32 protein-coding genes and 1 pseudogene are annotated in these 16,657 nt (G+C 66.1%); 26 read left to right on the forward strand and 7 right to left on the reverse strand.

Annotated elements, in window-relative coordinates:
• Nucleotides 1-43 precede the first annotated feature (43 nt).
• Nucleotides 44-232 carry a hypothetical protein gene (locus tag MKK75_RS03095; protein WP_244041167.1) on the reverse strand — a complete coding sequence of 63 codons (189 nt, stop codon included), beginning with the start codon at nucleotides 230-232 and terminating at the stop codon, nucleotides 44-46.
• A 1-nt stretch (nucleotide 233) separates the two neighbouring features.
• The gene (locus MKK75_RS03100; protein WP_244041168.1) at nucleotides 234-536 is read right to left on the reverse strand and encodes a hypothetical protein; all 303 of its coding nucleotides are present in this window, start codon (nucleotides 534-536) and stop codon (nucleotides 234-236) included.
• A 200-nt stretch (nucleotides 537-736) separates the two neighbouring features.
• On the opposite strand from MKK75_RS03100, the gene MKK75_RS03105 reads away from it, so the two are divergent.
• Nucleotides 737-1,084, forward strand: coding sequence for a hypothetical protein (locus MKK75_RS03105; RefSeq protein ID WP_244041169.1), 348 nt, complete (start codon nucleotides 737-739; stop codon nucleotides 1,082-1,084).
• 180 nt (nucleotides 1,085-1,264) lie between these two features.
• On the opposite strand, the gene MKK75_RS03110 is transcribed toward MKK75_RS03105, so the two are convergent.
• Nucleotides 1,265-1,486: a transcriptional regulator gene (locus tag MKK75_RS03110; RefSeq protein ID WP_244041170.1), complete on the reverse strand. Its 222-nt coding sequence runs from the start codon at nucleotides 1,484-1,486 to the stop codon at nucleotides 1,265-1,267.
• Nucleotides 1,487-1,584: 98 nt separating this feature from the next.
• Here MKK75_RS03110 and MKK75_RS03115 point away from each other — a divergent pair, with 98 nt between their 5' ends.
• From MKK75_RS03115 to MKK75_RS03125, 3 genes are all read left to right on the forward strand, one after another.
• Nucleotides 1,585-2,298 carry an XRE family transcriptional regulator gene (locus MKK75_RS03115; protein ID WP_244041171.1) on the forward strand — a complete coding sequence of 238 codons (714 nt, stop codon included), beginning with the start codon at nucleotides 1,585-1,587 and terminating at the stop codon, nucleotides 2,296-2,298.
• Nucleotides 2,299-2,586: 288 nt separating this feature from the next.
• Nucleotides 2,587-3,012, forward strand: coding sequence for a hypothetical protein (locus tag MKK75_RS03120; protein ID WP_244041172.1), 426 nt, complete (start codon nucleotides 2,587-2,589; stop codon nucleotides 3,010-3,012).
• Nucleotides 3,009-3,263, forward strand: a complete 255-nt coding sequence (locus MKK75_RS03125) for a hypothetical protein (protein WP_244041173.1) — start codon at nucleotides 3,009-3,011, stop codon at nucleotides 3,261-3,263. The genes MKK75_RS03120 and MKK75_RS03125 overlap by 4 nt, the downstream gene beginning before the upstream one ends.
• 5 nt (nucleotides 3,264-3,268) lie before the next feature.
• On the opposite strand, the gene MKK75_RS03130 is transcribed toward MKK75_RS03125, so the two are convergent.
• The gene (locus MKK75_RS03130) at nucleotides 3,269-5,098 is read right to left on the reverse strand and encodes a DNA methyltransferase (protein ID WP_244041174.1); all 1,830 of its coding nucleotides are present in this window, start codon (nucleotides 5,096-5,098) and stop codon (nucleotides 3,269-3,271) included.
• 327 nt (nucleotides 5,099-5,425) lie between these two features.
• Between MKK75_RS03130 and MKK75_RS03135 the strand changes: the two genes are divergently transcribed.
• Both MKK75_RS03135 and MKK75_RS03140 read left to right on the forward strand, forming a co-directional pair.
• Nucleotides 5,426-5,728, forward strand: a complete 303-nt coding sequence (locus MKK75_RS03135) for a hypothetical protein (protein WP_244041175.1) — start codon at nucleotides 5,426-5,428, stop codon at nucleotides 5,726-5,728.
• 182 nt (nucleotides 5,729-5,910) lie between these two features.
• Nucleotides 5,911-6,534: a hypothetical protein gene (locus MKK75_RS03140; RefSeq protein WP_244041176.1), complete on the forward strand. Its 624-nt coding sequence runs from the start codon at nucleotides 5,911-5,913 to the stop codon at nucleotides 6,532-6,534.
• Between the two features lie 519 nt (nucleotides 6,535-7,053).
• Here MKK75_RS03140 and MKK75_RS03145 read toward each other — a convergent pair.
• From MKK75_RS03145 to MKK75_RS03155, 3 genes are all read right to left on the reverse strand, one after another.
• Nucleotides 7,054-7,629 (reverse strand): PilZ domain-containing protein, encoded by a 576-nt coding sequence (locus MKK75_RS03145; RefSeq protein WP_244041177.1) that lies wholly within the window; start codon nucleotides 7,627-7,629, stop codon nucleotides 7,054-7,056.
• Between the two features lie 321 nt (nucleotides 7,630-7,950).
• Nucleotides 7,951-8,793, reverse strand: a complete 843-nt coding sequence (locus MKK75_RS03150; RefSeq protein WP_244041178.1) for a methyltransferase, TIGR04325 family — start codon at nucleotides 8,791-8,793, stop codon at nucleotides 7,951-7,953.
• Between the two features lie 54 nt (nucleotides 8,794-8,847).
• Nucleotides 8,848-9,114, reverse strand: a complete 267-nt coding sequence (locus MKK75_RS03155; protein ID WP_244041179.1) for a hypothetical protein — start codon at nucleotides 9,112-9,114, stop codon at nucleotides 8,848-8,850.
• Nucleotides 9,115-9,568: 454 nt separating this feature from the next.
• On the opposite strand from MKK75_RS03155, the gene MKK75_RS03160 reads away from it, so the two are divergent.
• From MKK75_RS03160 to MKK75_RS03255, 20 genes and pseudogenes are all read left to right on the forward strand, one after another.
• Entirely contained in the window at nucleotides 9,569-9,766 is a 198-nt protein-coding gene (locus MKK75_RS03160; RefSeq protein ID WP_244041180.1) for a hypothetical protein, read from the forward strand.
• A 1-nt stretch (nucleotide 9,767) separates the two neighbouring features.
• On the forward strand, nucleotides 9,768-10,046 hold the full coding sequence (locus MKK75_RS03165) for a hypothetical protein (RefSeq protein WP_244041181.1): 279 nt from the start codon (nucleotides 9,768-9,770) through the stop codon (nucleotides 10,044-10,046).
• Entirely contained in the window at nucleotides 10,046-10,459 is a 414-nt protein-coding gene (locus MKK75_RS03170) for an HNH endonuclease (RefSeq protein ID WP_244041182.1), read from the forward strand. Before MKK75_RS03165 ends, MKK75_RS03170 begins: the two co-directional genes overlap by 1 nt.
• Complete coding sequence (locus tag MKK75_RS03175) at nucleotides 10,459-10,998, forward strand: hypothetical protein (protein ID WP_244041183.1); 540 nt, start codon at nucleotides 10,459-10,461, stop codon at nucleotides 10,996-10,998. The genes MKK75_RS03170 and MKK75_RS03175 overlap by 1 nt, the downstream gene beginning before the upstream one ends.
• 2 nt (nucleotides 10,999-11,000) lie before the next feature.
• Nucleotides 11,001-11,306, forward strand: a complete 306-nt coding sequence (locus MKK75_RS03180) for a hypothetical protein (protein WP_244041184.1) — start codon at nucleotides 11,001-11,003, stop codon at nucleotides 11,304-11,306.
• On the forward strand, nucleotides 11,306-11,473 hold the full coding sequence (locus MKK75_RS03185) for a hypothetical protein (RefSeq protein ID WP_244041185.1): 168 nt from the start codon (nucleotides 11,306-11,308) through the stop codon (nucleotides 11,471-11,473). Before MKK75_RS03180 ends, MKK75_RS03185 begins: the two co-directional genes overlap by 1 nt.
• Entirely contained in the window at nucleotides 11,473-11,748 is a 276-nt protein-coding gene (locus tag MKK75_RS03190) for a hypothetical protein (RefSeq protein ID WP_244041186.1), read from the forward strand. The genes MKK75_RS03185 and MKK75_RS03190 overlap by 1 nt, the downstream gene beginning before the upstream one ends.
• A gap of 1 nt (nucleotide 11,749) precedes the next feature.
• The gene (locus MKK75_RS03195) at nucleotides 11,750-12,112 is read left to right on the forward strand and encodes a hypothetical protein (protein ID WP_244041187.1); all 363 of its coding nucleotides are present in this window, start codon (nucleotides 11,750-11,752) and stop codon (nucleotides 12,110-12,112) included.
• A 1-nt stretch (nucleotide 12,113) separates the two neighbouring features.
• A complete protein-coding gene (locus MKK75_RS03200) occupies nucleotides 12,114-12,395 on the forward strand; it encodes a hypothetical protein (protein ID WP_244041188.1) in 282 nt (93 codons plus the stop codon).
• Nucleotides 12,392-12,709, forward strand: a complete 318-nt coding sequence (locus MKK75_RS03205) for a hypothetical protein (protein WP_244041189.1) — start codon at nucleotides 12,392-12,394, stop codon at nucleotides 12,707-12,709. Before MKK75_RS03200 ends, MKK75_RS03205 begins: the two co-directional genes overlap by 4 nt.
• Nucleotides 12,706-13,077, forward strand: coding sequence for a hypothetical protein (locus tag MKK75_RS03210; RefSeq protein ID WP_244041190.1), 372 nt, complete (start codon nucleotides 12,706-12,708; stop codon nucleotides 13,075-13,077). Before MKK75_RS03205 ends, MKK75_RS03210 begins: the two co-directional genes overlap by 4 nt.
• Entirely contained in the window at nucleotides 13,074-13,331 is a 258-nt protein-coding gene (locus tag MKK75_RS03215; RefSeq protein ID WP_244041191.1) for a hypothetical protein, read from the forward strand. Before MKK75_RS03210 ends, MKK75_RS03215 begins: the two co-directional genes overlap by 4 nt.
• Complete coding sequence (locus MKK75_RS03220; protein WP_244041192.1) at nucleotides 13,328-13,765, forward strand: hypothetical protein; 438 nt, start codon at nucleotides 13,328-13,330, stop codon at nucleotides 13,763-13,765. The genes MKK75_RS03215 and MKK75_RS03220 overlap by 4 nt, the downstream gene beginning before the upstream one ends.
• Entirely contained in the window at nucleotides 13,762-14,145 is a 384-nt protein-coding gene (locus MKK75_RS03225) for a hypothetical protein (RefSeq protein WP_244041193.1), read from the forward strand. The genes MKK75_RS03220 and MKK75_RS03225 overlap by 4 nt, the downstream gene beginning before the upstream one ends.
• Complete coding sequence (locus tag MKK75_RS03230) at nucleotides 14,142-14,534, forward strand: hypothetical protein (protein WP_244041194.1); 393 nt, start codon at nucleotides 14,142-14,144, stop codon at nucleotides 14,532-14,534. The genes MKK75_RS03225 and MKK75_RS03230 overlap by 4 nt, the downstream gene beginning before the upstream one ends.
• Nucleotides 14,534-14,812 carry a hypothetical protein gene (locus MKK75_RS03235; RefSeq protein ID WP_244041195.1) on the forward strand — a complete coding sequence of 93 codons (279 nt, stop codon included), beginning with the start codon at nucleotides 14,534-14,536 and terminating at the stop codon, nucleotides 14,810-14,812. Before MKK75_RS03230 ends, MKK75_RS03235 begins: the two co-directional genes overlap by 1 nt.
• The gene (locus MKK75_RS03240) at nucleotides 14,812-15,582 is read left to right on the forward strand and encodes a helix-turn-helix domain-containing protein (RefSeq protein ID WP_244041196.1); all 771 of its coding nucleotides are present in this window, start codon (nucleotides 14,812-14,814) and stop codon (nucleotides 15,580-15,582) included. The genes MKK75_RS03235 and MKK75_RS03240 overlap by 1 nt, the downstream gene beginning before the upstream one ends.
• Nucleotides 15,579-15,770: a hypothetical protein gene (locus MKK75_RS03245; protein ID WP_244041197.1), complete on the forward strand. Its 192-nt coding sequence runs from the start codon at nucleotides 15,579-15,581 to the stop codon at nucleotides 15,768-15,770. Before MKK75_RS03240 ends, MKK75_RS03245 begins: the two co-directional genes overlap by 4 nt.
• Nucleotides 15,767-16,345, forward strand: coding sequence for a helix-turn-helix domain-containing protein (locus MKK75_RS03250; protein WP_244041198.1), 579 nt, complete (start codon nucleotides 15,767-15,769; stop codon nucleotides 16,343-16,345). Before MKK75_RS03245 ends, MKK75_RS03250 begins: the two co-directional genes overlap by 4 nt.
• Nucleotides 16,342-16,657: pseudogene (locus tag MKK75_RS03255) on the forward strand (DUF3268 family zinc-finger domain-containing protein); the annotation flags it as partial. The gene MKK75_RS03250 and the pseudogene MKK75_RS03255, both read left to right, overlap by 4 nt.

The raw sequence follows: 16,657 nt of genomic DNA on the forward strand, positions 1-16,657 counted from the left end.
GCCAGGCTGTGAGGCGCGTGAAGGACGGCGGGGGCGGTGCGCGTCATGCGGGCCGCCCCGTCGCTATGAGGCCGAGCGCGATCGCGCCGGCGGCGCAGCATGCCCCCATGACGGCGTGGCGCACGGGGTCGCTGTACACCCCGTGCTTGCCGACCTCGCGCACCATCAGCCGGGCGAACCCGAGGGCGGTGTACGCCAGGACGATGCTGGGGATGAGCAGCAGGAACGCCATGTCAGTGCTCCGCCGCGGATTCGACGGTGACGTATTCCGCGGCACCGGAGCGCGCGGCACGCACACCCGCATCAAGCGCATCGTGGGCAAACTTCAGCGCCGCGCGCCTCTGCCCGCGGTCGCGCAAGCCGGCGATCAGCTCGCCGGCTACGGTCTGAAGCTTCGCGATCGCTTCAGACGAGTCGATGAGGTGATGCCCGGAGACGGGATCGCGATCGCCGTTCTCGGCATAGTAGCCGTCGACCGCGCGGCCGATCCGGCATTCGAGGCAATCGCAGTCCGGCTTGAGGGCGCGCGCCGACATCAGGCGCCTCCCAAAGGGACCGGAGCCCGAAGGCCCCGGCCAGTCGTCTTAGGGAGGAAACGCCCGCCATGGGCAGGGGTACGGCTTGCACGGGTCGTGCCGGCCGAAAGGCAAGCGCGGGTGAAGCTGCGAACACGTAGCTCGACAGCCCCACCGCGCTGGCTACCATCGGAAGTGCGAAGACCGATGGAGCTTGAAACATGGCCGACGAAGCCGCGCCGACGATCAGCGTCGACGCCCTCATCCGCGAACACGTCACGCCCAACCAGGACGTGTGGCGGGTTGAGCTGCGCATCACCGAGGCGAGCGGCCATAAGAGCCGTTTCACCGCGTGGGTGCCCCTCGCGGACGGTGATTACGCGCACGCCGTCGAGAGGGCGAAGGAGGAGCTGCATCGAGTCAGCTCCCGGATCGCCGAGGCAGGCGGCACGGTCGATCCAGCTTCGAGCGAGCCCGCGTCAGAAGCTCCGCTTGGTCGGCGCCGTGGGCGCACGATTGCGGAGATGGCCGCGGATCACGATGCTCGGAAGGGAAATCCTCTGGCGTAGCGGCACCCGGAACACTGACCGCGCGATACGCTACGGCCGTGGAGAGCGCATCACGGCCGCGGGGCGGCACGACGGTGCAAGCTGCCGGAACGACGCTGGTCGGCTCGAATGCATGCTGCGACGACATCGAGCATCTGAAATTCGACCGGGACAAGAAGGGCTGAGGCGGGCAGAGGCACATCATACGGCAGCTCCCTCGGTGGGGGCGGCTTCGGTGACTGGATACAGGTCGGGTCGCAGCTCGTGGCGAGGGACACCCGATGCTCTCTCGACGTCGAGGACGCGAAGAGGCGGGCACTCCTGCCACTGGCTGATCGCCTGTGAAGAAATGCCAATTTTGCGCCCGAGCGCCTTTGGGCCCCCGGCGGATTCGATCGCTTTGCTGAGCGCGGTCCGTGCCATGACTTCAGAGGGTAAGTCACGCTTACACGAGTCGCAAGGTGGTAGGTAAGAAATTCTGGCCTAGCGGACGTGAAAGGCTTGCTTACACGCTGTCAGGCATGCCCACTCCGCTCGGCAATGTGATCAAGGAAGCTCGAAAGGCCCGCAAAATTACGCAGGGTCAGATCGCGGCTGAGTTCGGCATAACTCGTAACGCAGTGACGATCTGGGAAACGAGTGATAGTGGCCCTCAGCGCGATCGCCTTCCGCGCCTGGCCGACCTTCTCGGCATTGATCTCGCCGCAGCAATGCGTGGAGAAATGGTCTTTGTGGATGGCGGTAATGCCGCCGCTGCGCCGAAGCCCCAACCGAACGTTCGACGTGCCAGCGAAGGCGAGAGAGTCGAACCCGCTAAGCTGAAGGGGCCTCGGGACGTTCCCGTCCTAGGCACAGGCGTGGGCGGCGATGAAGGCGACTTCCGCTTCAACGGTCAGACGATCGATTACGCGCCTCGACCGCCCGGCATCGAGGGCAAGAAGGATGTGTTCGTCGTCTACATCGTCGGCGACAGCATGGCGCCGCGGTTCGAGGATGGGGATCCGGCCTACATCGATCCGCACCGTCGCCCGAAAGCTCGCGACTACGTCGTGGTCGAGCTCAAAAGCGAGGATGACGGCGAAGCTGGCGACGCCTTTGTAAAGCGCCTCGTTCGGCGTAGTGGCGGCAAGGTCGTTGTCGAGCAGCACAACCCACCGAAGGAGCTCGTCTTCGACGAGGCTGATATCGCGCGCGTCCACCGGGTGATCCCGTGGACGGAGCTTATTGGGATCTGATCGCAAACCAAAACCCACAAAGCCGGAGGGACCCATGACTCGCTATTCGGCCGCCGCTCTCGCGCTCCCGCTTACCGTGAGCGGTGATGGAATCGCGTCAGCTCAGACCGCACCCACCGGTCAGCCACCATCTAAGAACGACACCTCCGGTATGTCGGGCGACAAGGCGAAGAACTCCGAGAGCGCACTGAAGGCCCCTGACGCTGCGGGCACGGTAGACGTGTCCCCGGGCGTCGGGGCGATAGAGGGGGCGGATGGCAGCCCGCCGATACCGAGCAACGCACGCAAATGACACCAGCCGCGACCTTCAGCGCCGGTACCGCCAGAGTTGCGCTAGGGGGCCGCGCTGGCGGTCTGCACTGGTGCGCCCGCCTCGCCGCGACGCTGGCAGTCGCACTCACGTTCGAAGTGGCGCACGCGCAGAGCCATGCGGACCAGCTGAAGGTCTACGCCAGGACCCTCTCCACGACGACGTTTGCGGAGCAGGCCTGCTCCGGCTTGCGCGCGAGCGCACCAAAGCTCGCACTTCTGCGCATGCAGGCCCGGATCACCGACTCCGAGGATGCGGTGATCGCCGACAGGATTCGCGAGAGCACCGCCGCAGTCATCGCGGCCTATGAGCGGTCCGGGAAGGACGCATGGTGCGCCGACACGTACCGCCAATTCGGGCCGGACGGCGCGTTGGCGAAAGGCGCTTTGGAGAAGAAGCCATGACCGACCCCGCCCCCTTCCGCCCCGACAAGGCCGCCTACCTCCAGCTCGGCGAGCTCCACACCGACTTCATCCTGCCGATCTGCCTGCCGGATCCCGAGCTTCAGGTCGGGGATGCGCTGGCCGTCCTGGTGGTGACCACCGTGGAAGGACACCGGGTGGGGGTGCCGATCGGGGTGAATGCGCTGGAACACCTGCGGGGGATCGTAGAAGAGGGGCTGCGGGTGCTTCGAGACGAGGGAGGCGAGCTGTAGAAGGCTCACGGCGTGGTTGTTGGGATCAATATCTCGTTGCCCTCTCCGTCGTCGGCCGCGATCAGATGCAGTCCCAGTGCAGCCTCGGATGCGAGGTCGATCAAGTCGCGCGATCGATTGGTGGCGACTTGCCGAAGCTTGCCGGGTAGCGAGACCCCGCGTTTCTTGTCGCGAGCTGCCGCCTTTGATCCCGCAGCATGTGAACCGGCTATATCGAAGGCGTGTTGGGCATCGGGCTTTGTCTCCCGCGGTGCCTGCTTGAAGCTGGCGCTGTGGCCGTAGGGGATCTGTACTGCGCGATCGCCGAGCTTGAGCGCGTCCTCGATGGTGACGATTTGGATCTTGGGCGTCGGCTTGCCGAAGCCGGCATCATAGAGGCCTGCGGCGGCCGCCTCTCGACGCATCGGCTCAGAGGGTGGGTGAAGGGTGACGAAGATGCCCATCGGCTCATGCAGGCGCTCGATGGTACCTCTGAGGTCGCGGATGTGAGCAACGTTGACGTTCGCGCCGCCCTTCACGGACACGATAGCGGCCTTCGTCGTGCGCCCATCCGGCTTGAAGTAAACCATGCCGTCTATGCCGCCGTCGGCGCCTTTCTTGCCGTCGCGGTAAGGTTGAGCGCCGATCAAGTCGGTTGCCCATAACTGGAAGAGGTGTTTGTCTCTAGCGGCAAGCTCGCGCGCGCCGTCCATGTCCTTCGGGATACCACGCACTTCATAAACAATTCCCGGGAAAGCGGCCTTAAGACGGCGTGCGATGAGGTTCACTGCAAGCGGAGTTACATCGATGCCGACCCAACGACGATCCAACTTTTGTGCGGCGTGGACGGCGGTGCCGCATCCGCAGAATGGATCGAGAATAACGTCACCTGGGCTGGACGACATCTGGAGGATGCGCTCCAGCAAGGCCACGGGCTTTTGCGTCGGGTAACCAAGCCTTTCCTGCGACGAGGCATGTATCGGAGGCAGATCAGACCACACGTCCGTCAATGGAACGCCGGGACTTTCATCAAGATAGATCTTCTTGCGAAGCCGCGCATCCTCCTTGGCTGGAAAGAACAGCCTACCCTCTTCGTCTAATCGCTTCATCACCTCTAAGGAAACTTTCCAGCCGTTGTGGTGCGGTTTGTAGGTTATTCCATTGCTTGCAGTATAGTCGTATCGAAGGTTCGGCCTAACGGCCGGATTGACAAGATCGCTGCGGCGGAACACCCGTCCGTCTAAATCCCGATGTACAAAGTGTTCGCGGACGTAAGCGTCGTCATACGCTGTAAAAGGCTGGTTCCACGCAAATTTCTGGCCTTTGGTGTAAATCAATACAATGTCGTGGACGGAGGCAAGTTTCAGCGTTGCGTTCGAGTGAGCACTGGTTCGGCGCCATATAACCTCATTTAGAAATCGATCTGGCCCAAATGTCGCGTCAAGAATGATCTTTAAATAATGACTGGCTGTGGGATCGCAGTGGAGGTACAAGGTTCCAGTATGCTTCAAAGCTCTATGAAGCTCAATGATGCGAACCGCCATCATGGCGAGGTATGCCATCATATCGTTTTCGCCGAGAAACTGACGCATGGCTCTAAGAACGTTTGAAACTTCCGATCGATTACATCGCATCACGTCATCGAAAGCCCGTTCACTAGCGTCGTTCCAAGACCAAGTATCTTCAAACGCTCTTATCTGTGACGTGCTATTCTTGCCATCCGGCGCTTTGAATAGAACGTTGTACGAGGCCGCGGAATTAAACGGCGGATCCAGATAAATTAAGTCAACGCTCTCGTCACGGATGTGCTCTCGCAGAACGTCAAGATTGTCGCCAAAGTAGAGAGTTCCAGACACTGTTTCCGCCCACCGTTCCGATTTTTATGCAGTCTTCGTGCGACGCAGACTGATGCAACGTGAACGTGCGGCGTTAGAAGCTTTTGGCTGCAGAACGTTGGTGTACGGATCGAGTACGTGCGGAGTTTGTAGCTCGCTGTGGGGAACTCACAACGAACGGATCATACGGTAGCACTCGCTTTGGCGCTCAGAATGGCAGCTGATCCGCCAGCCCCGGCGGCACCGTCCCGAAGATCGCCAGCGTGCCTATGCCGCGCCGCCGGGCATAGTCGCCGGACGCGCCGAGGCGCACCATGCGGATCATCGCACACCGCTCGGTAAGACCTCATGCGCCACGCCTCGAATGCCATAGCGGCCGTCCTCGCGGTCGGCCTCTTTACCGGCGCCGTCGCGCAGGCTCGCACCTACACACGCACCGTCACCTGCGCGGCGATGAGGGCCTTCGTCGCCCGGTCGGGGAACGCGGTGCTCGCGTCGAGCGACCTCGCTTATGAGACCGTCCATCGGGACAGCGGCGCGTGCGAGCAGGACGAGACCGGAGCGTCTGCCTACGAGCCGACGCTGGACGTGCCGGCCTGCTTCGTCGGCTGGCGGTGCAAGCAGCGCAACAGCGACGCGGGGCCAGTCTGATATCGCATCATCGAAGGAGCAGCTGATCCAACGGCACTGGCTACAGAGCCCCTAATGGCGCCCGGACGGCAAGCCCTTCGATCGTCTGTGAAGTGTGGACGTTACCGGTGCGTTCGTAGATGCTGCCGCCCCACGCTCGAGGGAACGAGCCATCCAGACAACGCACAGCATGAGTTGATCCTGTGGGCGGTAATCCTGCTTCCATCTGCCGTGAGATCTATGCAGAAACGAGAGGCTTCTATGAAGCGCATGCATCCGCTCTAAAGGACGCTGCTCTTGGCTTTCGCATCCTTTACGGACCGCCGCTCGCGCAAGCGCCCGTTCTGTTCCTTGGCTATCAGCCAGGCGGAAAGATAGCGGAAGGTGGCGTTCAGCACGAAACATGGCCGGTCTTAAGCGAGTACGCCACTGAAGCATGGCCCTTGGCAGTGCGGTTGCGCGAGACGCTTGGCAAGGAGGTGGTTGAGCGCTCGACTGGTTTGAACGCGATTTTCTTTCGATCGAAGAGCGTGGCCGATTGGGGCCGCATTGAGCGCTCACTTCGACGCGAACTCGAAATGTTCAGCTTAGCCCGCGCCGAGCGGATCGTCCGTACCTTGATGCCCCGCCATGTCGTGGTGATCGGCCTCGGTACCGTCGACCACCTCACGGCGGGCGTTGCGGAAACGCTCGGTACCAGACGAGTACTGATCAAGCGTGGCGAGTTATGGGGCGCCCCCGCGACTGGGATAATCCATCTGAGCGGAGCCCGGATCCGACGTGAAGACCGGGAACGTCTTGCCGCCTACCTCGCTGTGCAACAGTAATTCAGAACCATTATCTGAGCACTAGCGATACCAATTTGAACGTTGCTTCCATTGGGTTGACTATCGGCCCCTCAGATCAGGCGCGTTTAGAACGGCAGCTTATCCGCCAACCCGGGCGGTACCCTTCCGAAGATCGCCAGCGTGATCGGCTCCGAGCTTACGCTAAAGCCTGCGGATGCGGCGAGCGCGTGCCGGTGAAGTGCGCGGGTATGAGCGAACAGCCATCATGCGACTTCCGGTGGTTCATCCGGATCCGTACGGGCTGGGTATAGTTGCTCGCCGTCATCACCGGGCCGTGGCATTCCGGGCAACGCTTCGGCGCAGAACGGTGTGTCGCGTGCGCTTCGGCGGCTGTCACGCGCTGCCAGCTGCCCTCAACTTTGACTTCGCAGATTGTGTGATGTGATTTGGCCATTGCCGGATGCTGGCACGGATGGCCGATGCCGGCGAGTGCAGCGTTGGCGCAGTCGGCATGGCAGCCGATCAGCGAGCCCTAGCGACGACCAGATCAGCCGGCTGTCAGAGCACCGTGTGCTCGCCCACCGTCGCTTCGTCGAGGGATACGAGGAAGGCCGCGCCGACGCCGCCATCGATCCGGCGCGCGATCTTCGCGCGGTGGCGGCCAACCACGATCACCTGTCCTACCTCCAGCGGCATGTCGAGCTGCAGCGCCACGCCGGAGGCGGACAGGTTCACGATCCGACCGGGTATGCTAGTGCCATCCGCCAGTGCGACCTGTACGGCCCTTCGCTCCGGCACGACACGGCGATAGACCCGCACCTCCTCCGGCGGTGGGGCTTGAAGCCGCGCCAAGCCTACGAGGCTGCGCACCACCTCGCCGGGCGTGGCGCCGCGGCCCATGACGCGGACGGCGAAGTCGACGGCTCCGGTCCGAACGACGCGGATCTGCATCGCTCCGACGCCACGGATCGAGCAGCCGAGCTCCGCGTCCATAGGCGGGGTCGTCGCCGAGCGCATCCGAATGCCCTCACCCGAGATGTCGACCGTGACGGCGTGAAACTCGGAGCCGTCGGCGCGCCAGCATAAGGCCGGAAGGACGATGGCGTGACGTGGGATCGTTCGCCGCGCGGTCATGGCTTTAAGTTGCTCATCCCATAACCGTGCGAAGGTCGGCCTGCGATTGCTTTGCTGTAAACGACAGCATTTTATCGAACGGCCACTTGTCCCTCGTATCGGTGTCCAAGCAAACTACAGGCCTATCGTTCCGCCTTGCCTGACGCCTGTCGTTCAAAATGGTAACTGATCCGCAAGCCCTAGCGGCACCCTCCCGAAGATCGCCGGCGTGATCGGCTCGCCGCCATCATCGCAGTCCGGATCTACGACTGTGGGAACGACGGCGGCCGCTGTTAAGTGAGCACGAGCCGTGCCAAAGGATCGTGTCCCGTCCGAAACACATCAGCCGGGCCGAACGAGACGGCGCAGTCGTTCAAGCATCGGCCGGATCGCGAAGCGACGAGCGTTCCCCGAGGTGCAGCTCACGCCGCCGCGCCGCTCGAACAGGAGCCCAACGTGATCGCCGCCATCGATCCCATCGACGTATCGCGCGGTCTCGAAGAACCCCAGGTTATCAGAAAGGTGGCCGAGCACCTTCCGCTCGGATAGCACCCACTGCGGGTAGCTGCCGGGATAGATGCTCGGGTCGACCCGGAACACCGTGATCCGATCCTCGGGGCCCGGCGAGAGCGTGATGCGATCGATGACGATGTGGGTGCATCTGGTGCGCGCCGCCCGCTCCAGCATCGCGTAGGGCTCGACCATGAACTGGAAGCTGCCGGAGAACACGATCAGGTCGGCGGCTGATACGGCATTCGCCTCTTCGACCGTGGAGAAGAAGTACAATCGCTCGTCCTGCAGGTGTTCGCGGCCGAGGGCGACGATGTGCGGTTGCTCCACCACCGACCATCGAAGGCCGAGATAATTTTTGAAGAAGCTCAAATGTTGCAGATAGACGCTGGCGAACGATCCGCCGACGTCCAGGACGTGCACCCGTCCCGCGTTCGAGGCGGCGACGGCGGAAATGCAAGCGAGCAACTGCCATCGATGGGCTGGCGAGTGGAACAGAACGGTATCGCGCTCGAACACTGCGTCGCCGCGCTTGACGGCCAAGGCGCCGGCCAGGGCTAGGTCTGAGATCAGCCTACTGTCATACCCGCTTGAGGACGCTGCGGCCTCATCCCAAGAGGAGTACGCCTCATCGCCGATCCCAAACCTAATGTTTCTGATCGAATGCTCTGCCATAAGCTCCATTGCCGCTTGGGGCAGAGGTAACCAACGATCGCGCCGCTCTAAATGTCAGAACGGTAACTGATCCGCCAGCCCCGATGGTACTCTTCCGAAAATCGCCAGCGTGATTGGCTCTCCGCCGTCGTCGTGGTCCGGATCCACGACTGTGCGGGTAAGGGCGGCCGCGCCGATTGCCCGGCCGAGTCGGACCTTCTCCTCGGCGATCCTGCAGGCCTCCGATGCTCCTTTGCAGTCCATGACGCTGCCTTCAGCCAAATGACCTTTGATGAGGACGAACAACTGAACGCTGTGGGCTACGACCGGCGTTAGAGACATCGAACCGCCTCCTCAGGCTGAACTAGATCTGACCTCGTTGAACCAAGCGCAGCGTAACATTGCGGCCCCCACCGCCTTGCGCCTCACAGACATGGCACCGAAATCGACTGCCAAGCGCCTGGATGGTCCGATACCCTTGCCGCTCTGCGGCTCTTACTTTGAAACTCGGCCAGTACGACTTCCGGCCGCAATCCTCGCATTGGATGTAGATCCCAATCACGTCCGCAAGCTCGGACGTGAAGTCTCGCGGCAGGGCTCCCATCCGGGCCTCATATTTGTTCCTGTTGTGTTCTCATGCTGCAACTGGAACGTGACGGGAGTCGAGGCGGTTCTTGCCCCGCCTGTGGACAAGTGTGGATAAAACATGGCAAGCTGAGCTTACCTTTTTCGCTTGTGAATTTAGGAAAGCTGTGCTTACCTATAGCTCATCGCATCTCGCGACGGAGCCGCCCCGGTGCTCAGCGCCTACCTCAACCACCTCCAGCACGCCTCGGCCGGTGCTCAGATCGCCGCGAGTCTTCTGAGCGCACTCGCGATCGGCCTCGGCCCGTTCGCGGCCCATGCCCTCATCGACCACGTCCGCGTGAACCTGCGGATCGCCCGGCAGGCCCGAGATGGCGCCGACCTGCATCTCGCTCTGGCAGGCTGCTGACATGGCCGCCCCTCTCGCCCGCGGCACTCGCATCGGCCGCCCTCGTGCCGACGGCTCCCTGATCCCCGGCACCATCCTCGGCCCCGCCTTCGGTGACGGCTTCTACCGCGCCGAGCTGATGGCCGAGGGCGGTCCCCGGATCGTCTGCCTCCACGTCGGCGAGTTCGTGGTCGAGCCGGTGTTCGCGGACCTGCGCACGGCGGCGGTGGCGATGTGGGCGCTCGATGTTCGGACGGCGCCCGCGAGGCCGGCGCGTCGGACCGGCGTGAGGACGTTCTGATGGTTGCCCGGCAGCGCCAGAACTTTTCGAAGGCGGTCCGCATCCAGGCGCTGGAGCGCGCCGCCGGCCGCTGCGAGGGCGATCTGCCGTCGGGCGATCGCTGCACCTGTGCGATCCCCATCGGCGGCCGGATCTTCGATCACGTCATCCCGGACGCCAACGGCGGCCGCCCGACGCTCGACAACTGCCAGGTGCTCTGCCTGCCCTGCGATCGCGCGAAGTATTCGGCCGACCGCCGAGCGATCGATAAGGCGCGCCGTCAGGCCGAGCGCCACGCCGGCACGAAGGCGCCGTCCCGCCCGATGCCCGGATCCAGCTTCTGCCGGACCTCGCGCGGGTTCGGCATCACACGCGACCGCGCCACCGGCGCCGTCCTGTCCCGTCGCGGGTCGATCGACGTGAGGGACCTGTGATGGCGGCCGCCCCTATGTTCGCGGGTCTGCCGCTCGCCCACGCGCCGATCGCCTCGATCCCGGCGCTGACCCACTACAGCGCCGGTACGGTCGACCCCGTCTACTCGGTAGCCCAGAGCCCGGAGCCTCACTTCAAGCCGTACGGGCTTTGGGTGTCCGTCGACGACGGCAGCATCAGCTGGCCGGACTACATCGATGCGGAAGCCCGCGATCACGGCTACCGGCTGCGGGTCGTCCACGACGTGCAACTCGCGACGGACGCGCGGATCCTACTCATCCCGACCGTCGAAGACTTCGACGCCTTCGCCAGTCAGTACGGCCGCACCGAACGCTTCGTGCCGTCCGACTATCACATGTACATCGACTGGCGGGCGGTCGCCGAGGCCTACCAGGGCATCGTCATCGCGCCCTACCGGTACGACCGGCGCCTCGATGGCGGCCTCTGGTACTACGGCTGGGACTGCGCCTCCGGCTGCATCTGGGATGCGGACGCGATCGCGGCGATCACGGTGCGCACCTCCAAGCGGGAGGTTGCCTGATCATGCCCAACGTCTACGGCAGCGAGGGCCATCGGGCCGCGGCCCGCCGCCACGCCATCCGCCGTGCCGCCCAGCGCTATGGCCTCGCCTTCGTGATGCAGGACGTCATCGAGCACGAGGCGATGATCCGGTACGGGCTGACCAAGCTCGTGCTGTGGAGCGGCAACGAGAGCAGCCGCGCCGAGCTGCACGAGATCGCGGGCGAGTTCCGCAGCTACTTCGCGGTGTTCAACCCGCAGATCCGTTGCATCGTCACGTACATCCGCGGGCCGCACGAGTGGCCGGCGCGCTGCCGGAGGGTCGCCTGATGGCCGCCCGCGTCTTCTACACTGTCCTCGCCATCCTGTGGCTCTGCGGCGGAGCGTTCATCGCCCTTGCGTGGTGGCATGGGGAGCCACTCGGCACCCGCATGACGCTCGTCGGCGTCCTGGCCTGCCTCTCCGTGGCGATCGACATCTTTATGGAGCGGCTGTGATGGCCGCTCGCGCCCGCCGCCAACCCGCGCCCGAACCGGCGCCCGTGATCGTCCCGGTCCGCCCGGACTTCGGCGCCTACCGCCTGGATCAGCTCGGCTCCAGCCAGTGCCACTTCCCGTGTTCGAGCGAGGGCAGCCAGCATCGCTTCTGCGGCCGCCCGATCGCGCCCCGTGCGAGCGGTCTTCAGAGCAGCTGGTGCGCCGATCACCTGACCATCGTGTTCGAGCCCTGGTGCCCGGGCGGCCGGGTGCTGCGCCGCGTGGGGAGGGACTGAGATGGGCCGCCCCCTCACCGAACCCGAGAAGGATGCGATCCTGGCGCTGGCCGAGAAGGGCTACGGCGCCAAGCGCATCGGCACGATCATCCAGCGCCACGAGGGCGCGGTGCAGTGGTTCCTCTACCGCATGGGCTTGCGGGCCCCGGGCTACGGCAACAGCCAGTCCCACGTCCGCAGCAACGGCCGCGCGGTGAAGCCCTTCAGCCCTGAGGAAGACGCCGCGCTCGTCGCCCTGCGCGTCGAGGGCCTGCGCATCGCCGAGATCGCGCGGCGGATCACGGAGGCCTTCGGCCATCCCCGCAGCCCGGACACCGTCCGCAACCGCCTGACCATGCTCGCCGCTCGTGAGGAGGCCGCCTGACATGCCCCACGCCAAGGAGCATCCGCTCGCCGGCCGCCGCGTCGTCCCCGACGCCATGACGGGCGAGGAGATCCGGATCGTCGACTGGATCGACCGCCTGCCGGGCGGCCTCGCGCTGCTGCACCCGGATCATCCGGTCGCCCGGACGTTCCGGCGGCGGCTGGCCGTCCTCGATCTCCACGCCTCCGGCGCCGTCCTCGCCCGCTCCACCGCCGGCCTCACGCTCGTCCATCACGCCGAGCTGCCGTCCTATGATCCTGTGCCCGTGGGGATGATCTCATGACGACCGCCGGAGGATACCTTCGTGCCGCACGGGACACGCTGACTGACCCGGCGCACTGGACGAAAGAGGCATATGCCCGTGACCGGCGAGGAGCGGCCGTCGCCTCCAACTCGCCCGAGGCGGTGTGCTGGTGTGCCTACGGAGCCCTTGAACGTCTTGGCACGGGCGAAATCGTCGATGCCCGAGAGTATCTGCGCGTCGCTGCGGATGATCTGTTCAAAAGCCCCCCTGCAGGCGTGAACGATCACATCGGCCACGCTGCGGTCCTGCGCATGTACGACCGCGCCATTGAGCTGGCTGAGGCGCAGTCGTGAGTCGCCATCTGCTCCTCGATCGACCGGACCGGCACGTCGTGCTCGGCTTCGACCACCCGCTCCAGTCCTTCTTCGGGCAGGTGTTCCGTGGACCCAGCACCGGTAGCCCCGGGAACGCTCGCGGCGGCTGGCCGACCCGATCCGGTCTCGGCGGCCGGCGTCCTGTCGTCAGCTCGCCCCAGAAGGCCAACGACCTCGCCGATCTCGGCGAATGGGCCAAGGCGCAGATCCCGGACGAGTTCGCGACCGAGCCCATGGCCGCCTACCACCTCGGGGTCCTGATCGGCCTGCTGTCCAGCGAGTGCGACGGCGGCGAGGACCTGCCTGACGTACCGCTCCCCGATTGCCTGAAGGGATCGCGGTCGTGAGCTGCTACCTCGTCCAGGAGCGTCCCGAGCGCCAGCTCGTGGCCGGCTACGATCGCCCGCTGCGCCAGGTGTTCGGCCGGGCCCGCGGCATCGCCGGCACAGTCCATCGCACCGGCCCGATCTTCTCGCCCGACACGGCCCACACCGCCGTGGCCCGCCTGTCCGACTGGCTGCGCGAGCAGGGCGCCGCGGAAGCGGACATCACCCGCGTCGCCGCCGACCTGATCTCCGACTGCGAGGACGACTTGTCATGACGCGCCGCATCGATCTCATCCCGAACCTGCGCGAGCGGACGGCCGTCGAAGCGCTCTTCCGCGCCCAGGGCTGGGCCCAGGTCGCGATCGACGAACTCGGCGACAGCGCCGTCGACGACGAGGCTTTGGCCGCAGGGCTCCGCGAGGTCCGCGCCGTGCTGGCCGCGGTCGACGCGCTCGCGCCTCAGCCGCGCCAAGCCGGTCCGCTCAACGGCGCCGACGCCCAGGCGCTTCGCCTCGACCTCGGCGCCGACGCGGTCGTCATCACCGCCTGGATGCCAGGCGACGGCGCCGTCGACATCGCGCTCGCCGCCTCCGGCAACCGCACGCTCGCCCAACGCTGCGCCGCCGCGCCGGCCGATGCCCTGGCCGCGGCGGTCGCGGCGGCGCTCCCGCCCCTGTCCGCCGCGTCCGCTCCGGAGGCCTCCGCGTGACCTATCCCGCCGCCTTCCTCGGCGTCCTCGCCCACCTCGATCCCCGGGCGCCCGGCCAGACCATGCTGGTCACGGTCGCCCTGCCGCGCGGCGAGTGCGACGCGGTGGTCAAGGTGCTGGGTGCGCCGGATCCGGACCTCGGTCCGCACGTGGCGCTGCTGCCGTGCCTGCGTCCGGACTATCCACGCAGCGACGACGACGCGGTGCTGCTCGCCGCGCTGCGCACGGCGAACCGCCTGCTGGAAACGGGGTCAGCTCGCCTCAGCCCCGAGCTGCTGCACGAGCTCGGGCTGCTCCAGTCGGCGACCGCCGGCCGAGCGCGCCGCCGCCTCGACTGCACCGCGCCGCCTTCCCCTTTTGAGCTCCGGAGCGCCCGATGACCACGCTCACGCCGTACCGCGACTCGCTCCTCCAGGGCTTCGAAGAAGCCGAGCGGCAGCTGCAGGCGCTCTCGCTCACCGCACCAGGTCGCTTCGAACGCGAGATGTCGATGGCCCTCATGCGCGGGGGTCTGCTGCCGGTCGCCGACATGCGCGACCGGGATATGTCGATGGATGCCGTGCAGCGATCGCTGGAGAGCGCGATCGCCAATCTCGTGATCAGCCACTGCCTGAACTTCCAGGGTGGCGACACGCGGCAGGCGGGATCGATGGCCGTCCGCATGCTGGCGACGATCAGAGATCTGGCACAGGCGCGCCTGCAGGCCGATCGGCCGGTCGTGCACGTCTACAAGCCGATCCCGCATCCGACGACGACGGGGCAGGCGTGATGGCTGTTCCCTGTCGCTCCGCCATCCTGCTCGACCGGATCGCCGCCGCCCTCGGCGTACCCGTCGAGGTGTTCACCGCCCCGGCCGCTCTAGCATCCCCGGACACCGCTCCGGCCGCTCACATCGCCACCCTGGTGTTCGATCCGGACGGTTGTCGGTTCGCCGCTGCCTTCGTGGACCTGCCGCCCCAAGGCCGCAAGGCGCTCGCCGACGGCGCCGAGGCGCTCCGCGCGGGCTTCGCCGCCGATCGGCAGCGGCGCGATGGGGGGCAGTCCTGATGCTGCGCCAGGGCGCCCCTGCACCAGAGTTCGCCGACGCCGACGCTCTGAAGGCGCACTACCGCGCCCTGCATGCCCGGACGTGGGCCCCGCGCGCGGTGCCGGCGACCCCAGAGACGAGCCGGACGCGCGCACTCGCCGAAGCCCAGCGGGAGCGGGAGCAGAGGGAGTCGGCGGAGCGCGAGGCCGCCGCCCTGGTCGAGCGTGAGCGCGTGCGCGCCCTCACGGCGCAGGTCCTGACGCCGGAGCATCTGGCTCGGGATCCGAGGTCCATCATCGCCGAAGTCGCCGCGGCCTTCGGGTTTACGTACGCCGACATCGTCGGGCGCTGCCAAGTCGCATCGATGGTGCGCGCCCGCTGGGCGGCGATCAGCGCCGTGCGCGCAGCCCGGCCGGACCTCACGCTCACGGTCCTGGGCCGCGCATTCGGTGGCCGAGATCACAGCGCCATCGAGAATGCGCTGCGGAAGATGTCGGTCGACGGCGTGCCGCAGGCGCCCACCGTCCTCGATCCCATGCGGATTATCGAGGACGTCGCGGCGGCCTTCGGCTTCACCGGCGCCGATATCCTCGGGCCCCGACAGCGCGTGCCGCTGGTGCGTGCCCGCTGGGCGGCGATCGCCGCGGTGCGCGAGGCCCGGCCGGACCTGTCGCTCTACGAGCTCGCCCGGGTCTTCGGCGACCGCGACTACACCACGGTCCGCCACGCCGTCGTGCGGATGGCCGCTGAGGGCGTGCCGCAGCCTCCAGCGCAGGGAGAGCCCGCATGACCGGCCGCGCCGCGCCCCTCGGCATCGCCATGGCGGTCCTGGTCCTGTTCCTGGTCCTCGGGATCATCCTGATCCCGTGGCTGGACGAGCTGCTGCGGGAGGCGATCGCGCGGAGGGATGCGGCCGAGGCGGCGGCCAACGACAACGCTCGGGCCGCGGCCCGAAAGCCAGAAAGGCAGATCGGATGAGCGAGCGCTCAGTCCTTCATCGTGAGGTAGCAAACCTCCGCGAGCGCGTCGACGTGTTGGAGGAGGAAGTCCGCCAGCTCCGCGATGCGTTCGAGCCATCCGCGGCGATGCCGGAAGCCTGGAAGCTGACAAAGAGCGAGGCGCGCTTGCTGCACGTCTTGGCTCATGCGCGCGGTGGCTATCTCAACAAGGAACGCATCTTGACGGCGCTCTACGGGCTCGAGCCCGACGTCGAGATCAAGATCGTGGACGTCTTCGTCTGTAAGCTCCGGCGGAAGCTGTCGGCGGCCGGCAGCGCGATCGAGATCAAGACTTATCACGGGGACGGTTTCGGCCTCACGACCGAGGGCCACGCCGCGTTCCGCCGGGAGACTGCGCCGGGGGGCGAGGTGCGTGTCGCGCAGGACGCACAGACCGAGGCCTGGCTCCGAGAGCGGCTGGCCGCGCTGGAGACCGAGAACGACCTCTTGAGGGAGATCGCCGGGCGAGCGCCCGCGCCGGCTCCGGTGGCTCAAACGCGTCCACGCTGGTCATGGCGGGATCACGGCACGCGCGATCGGCGGAGGCGTGCGTGACTGCCCCCAAGCTCTTCCGCCTCCGCGCCGAGGTTCACCACCATCTCGATCCGATCTGGCGCCAGGCCGCTCGGACCGGTGGCTACACCCGCCGTGAGATCCGGAAGTACACCGGTCCGGCCGCCTACTACTTCGAGCAGTCCGCGCGCTGCCGCGTCTACGGTTGGCTGGCCGAGCGAATGCTGCTCACCGTGGACGAGTGCCACGCAGCCAAATTCACGGCGGCGCAGTGCCGGCAGGCCATCGATCTGCTGTCCGGCGTCACCTTCGCCGAGGTCCGGCAGTGGGCGCAGCGGACGGGCTTCAAGGTCC

The organism is Methylobacterium sp. J-030, assembly GCF_022829545.1.
GTDB lineage: Bacteria > Pseudomonadota > Alphaproteobacteria > Rhizobiales > Beijerinckiaceae > Methylobacterium.

Bases quoted from the DNA above. Each gene is read 5' to 3' on its own strand.
- MKK75_RS03245 (WP_244041197.1), top strand. From the start codon at position 15,579: ATGACCGGCCGCGCCGCGCCCCTCGGCATCGCCATGGCGGTCCTGGTC.
- MKK75_RS03185 (WP_244041185.1), top strand. From the start codon at position 11,306: ATGGCCGCCCGCGTCTTCTACACTGTCCTCGCCATCCTGTGGCTCTGC.
- MKK75_RS03250 (WP_244041198.1), top strand. From the start codon at position 15,767: ATGAGCGAGCGCTCAGTCCTTCATCGTGAGGTAGCAAACCTCCGCGAG.
- MKK75_RS03100 (WP_244041168.1), bottom strand. From the start codon at position 536: ATGTCGGCGCGCGCCCTCAAGCCGGACTGCGATTGCCTCGAATGCCGG.
- MKK75_RS03155 (WP_244041179.1), bottom strand. From the start codon at position 9,114: ATGTCTCTAACGCCGGTCGTAGCCCACAGCGTTCAGTTGTTCGTCCTC.
- MKK75_RS03200 (WP_244041188.1), top strand. From the start codon at position 12,114: ATGCCCCACGCCAAGGAGCATCCGCTCGCCGGCCGCCGCGTCGTCCCC.
- MKK75_RS03175 (WP_244041183.1), top strand. From the start codon at position 10,459: ATGGCGGCCGCCCCTATGTTCGCGGGTCTGCCGCTCGCCCACGCGCCG.
- MKK75_RS03095 (WP_244041167.1), bottom strand. From the start codon at position 232: ATGGCGTTCCTGCTGCTCATCCCCAGCATCGTCCTGGCGTACACCGCC.
- MKK75_RS03240 (WP_244041196.1), top strand. From the start codon at position 14,812: ATGCTGCGCCAGGGCGCCCCTGCACCAGAGTTCGCCGACGCCGACGCT.
- MKK75_RS03105 (WP_244041169.1), top strand. From the start codon at position 737: ATGGCCGACGAAGCCGCGCCGACGATCAGCGTCGACGCCCTCATCCGC.
- MKK75_RS03115 (WP_244041171.1), top strand. From the start codon at position 1,585: ATGCCCACTCCGCTCGGCAATGTGATCAAGGAAGCTCGAAAGGCCCGC.
- MKK75_RS03165 (WP_244041181.1), top strand. From the start codon at position 9,768: ATGGCCGCCCCTCTCGCCCGCGGCACTCGCATCGGCCGCCCTCGTGCC.
- MKK75_RS03170 (WP_244041182.1), top strand. From the start codon at position 10,046: ATGGTTGCCCGGCAGCGCCAGAACTTTTCGAAGGCGGTCCGCATCCAG.
- MKK75_RS03190 (WP_244041186.1), top strand. From the start codon at position 11,473: ATGGCCGCTCGCGCCCGCCGCCAACCCGCGCCCGAACCGGCGCCCGTG.
- MKK75_RS03195 (WP_244041187.1), top strand. From the start codon at position 11,750: ATGGGCCGCCCCCTCACCGAACCCGAGAAGGATGCGATCCTGGCGCTG.
- MKK75_RS03235 (WP_244041195.1), top strand. From the start codon at position 14,534: ATGGCTGTTCCCTGTCGCTCCGCCATCCTGCTCGACCGGATCGCCGCC.
- MKK75_RS03230 (WP_244041194.1), top strand. From the start codon at position 14,142: ATGACCACGCTCACGCCGTACCGCGACTCGCTCCTCCAGGGCTTCGAA.
- MKK75_RS03150 (WP_244041178.1), bottom strand. From the start codon at position 8,793: ATGGCAGAGCATTCGATCAGAAACATTAGGTTTGGGATCGGCGATGAG.
- MKK75_RS03180 (WP_244041184.1), top strand. From the start codon at position 11,001: ATGCCCAACGTCTACGGCAGCGAGGGCCATCGGGCCGCGGCCCGCCGC.
- MKK75_RS03220 (WP_244041192.1), top strand. From the start codon at position 13,328: ATGACGCGCCGCATCGATCTCATCCCGAACCTGCGCGAGCGGACGGCC.
- MKK75_RS03145 (WP_244041177.1), bottom strand. From the start codon at position 7,629: ATGACCGCGCGGCGAACGATCCCACGTCACGCCATCGTCCTTCCGGCC.
- MKK75_RS03205 (WP_244041189.1), top strand. From the start codon at position 12,392: ATGACGACCGCCGGAGGATACCTTCGTGCCGCACGGGACACGCTGACT.
- MKK75_RS03120 (WP_244041172.1), top strand. From the start codon at position 2,587: ATGACACCAGCCGCGACCTTCAGCGCCGGTACCGCCAGAGTTGCGCTA.
- MKK75_RS03125 (WP_244041173.1), top strand. From the start codon at position 3,009: ATGACCGACCCCGCCCCCTTCCGCCCCGACAAGGCCGCCTACCTCCAG.
- MKK75_RS03110 (WP_244041170.1), bottom strand. From the start codon at position 1,486: ATGGCACGGACCGCGCTCAGCAAAGCGATCGAATCCGCCGGGGGCCCA.
- MKK75_RS03135 (WP_244041175.1), top strand. From the start codon at position 5,426: ATGCGCCACGCCTCGAATGCCATAGCGGCCGTCCTCGCGGTCGGCCTC.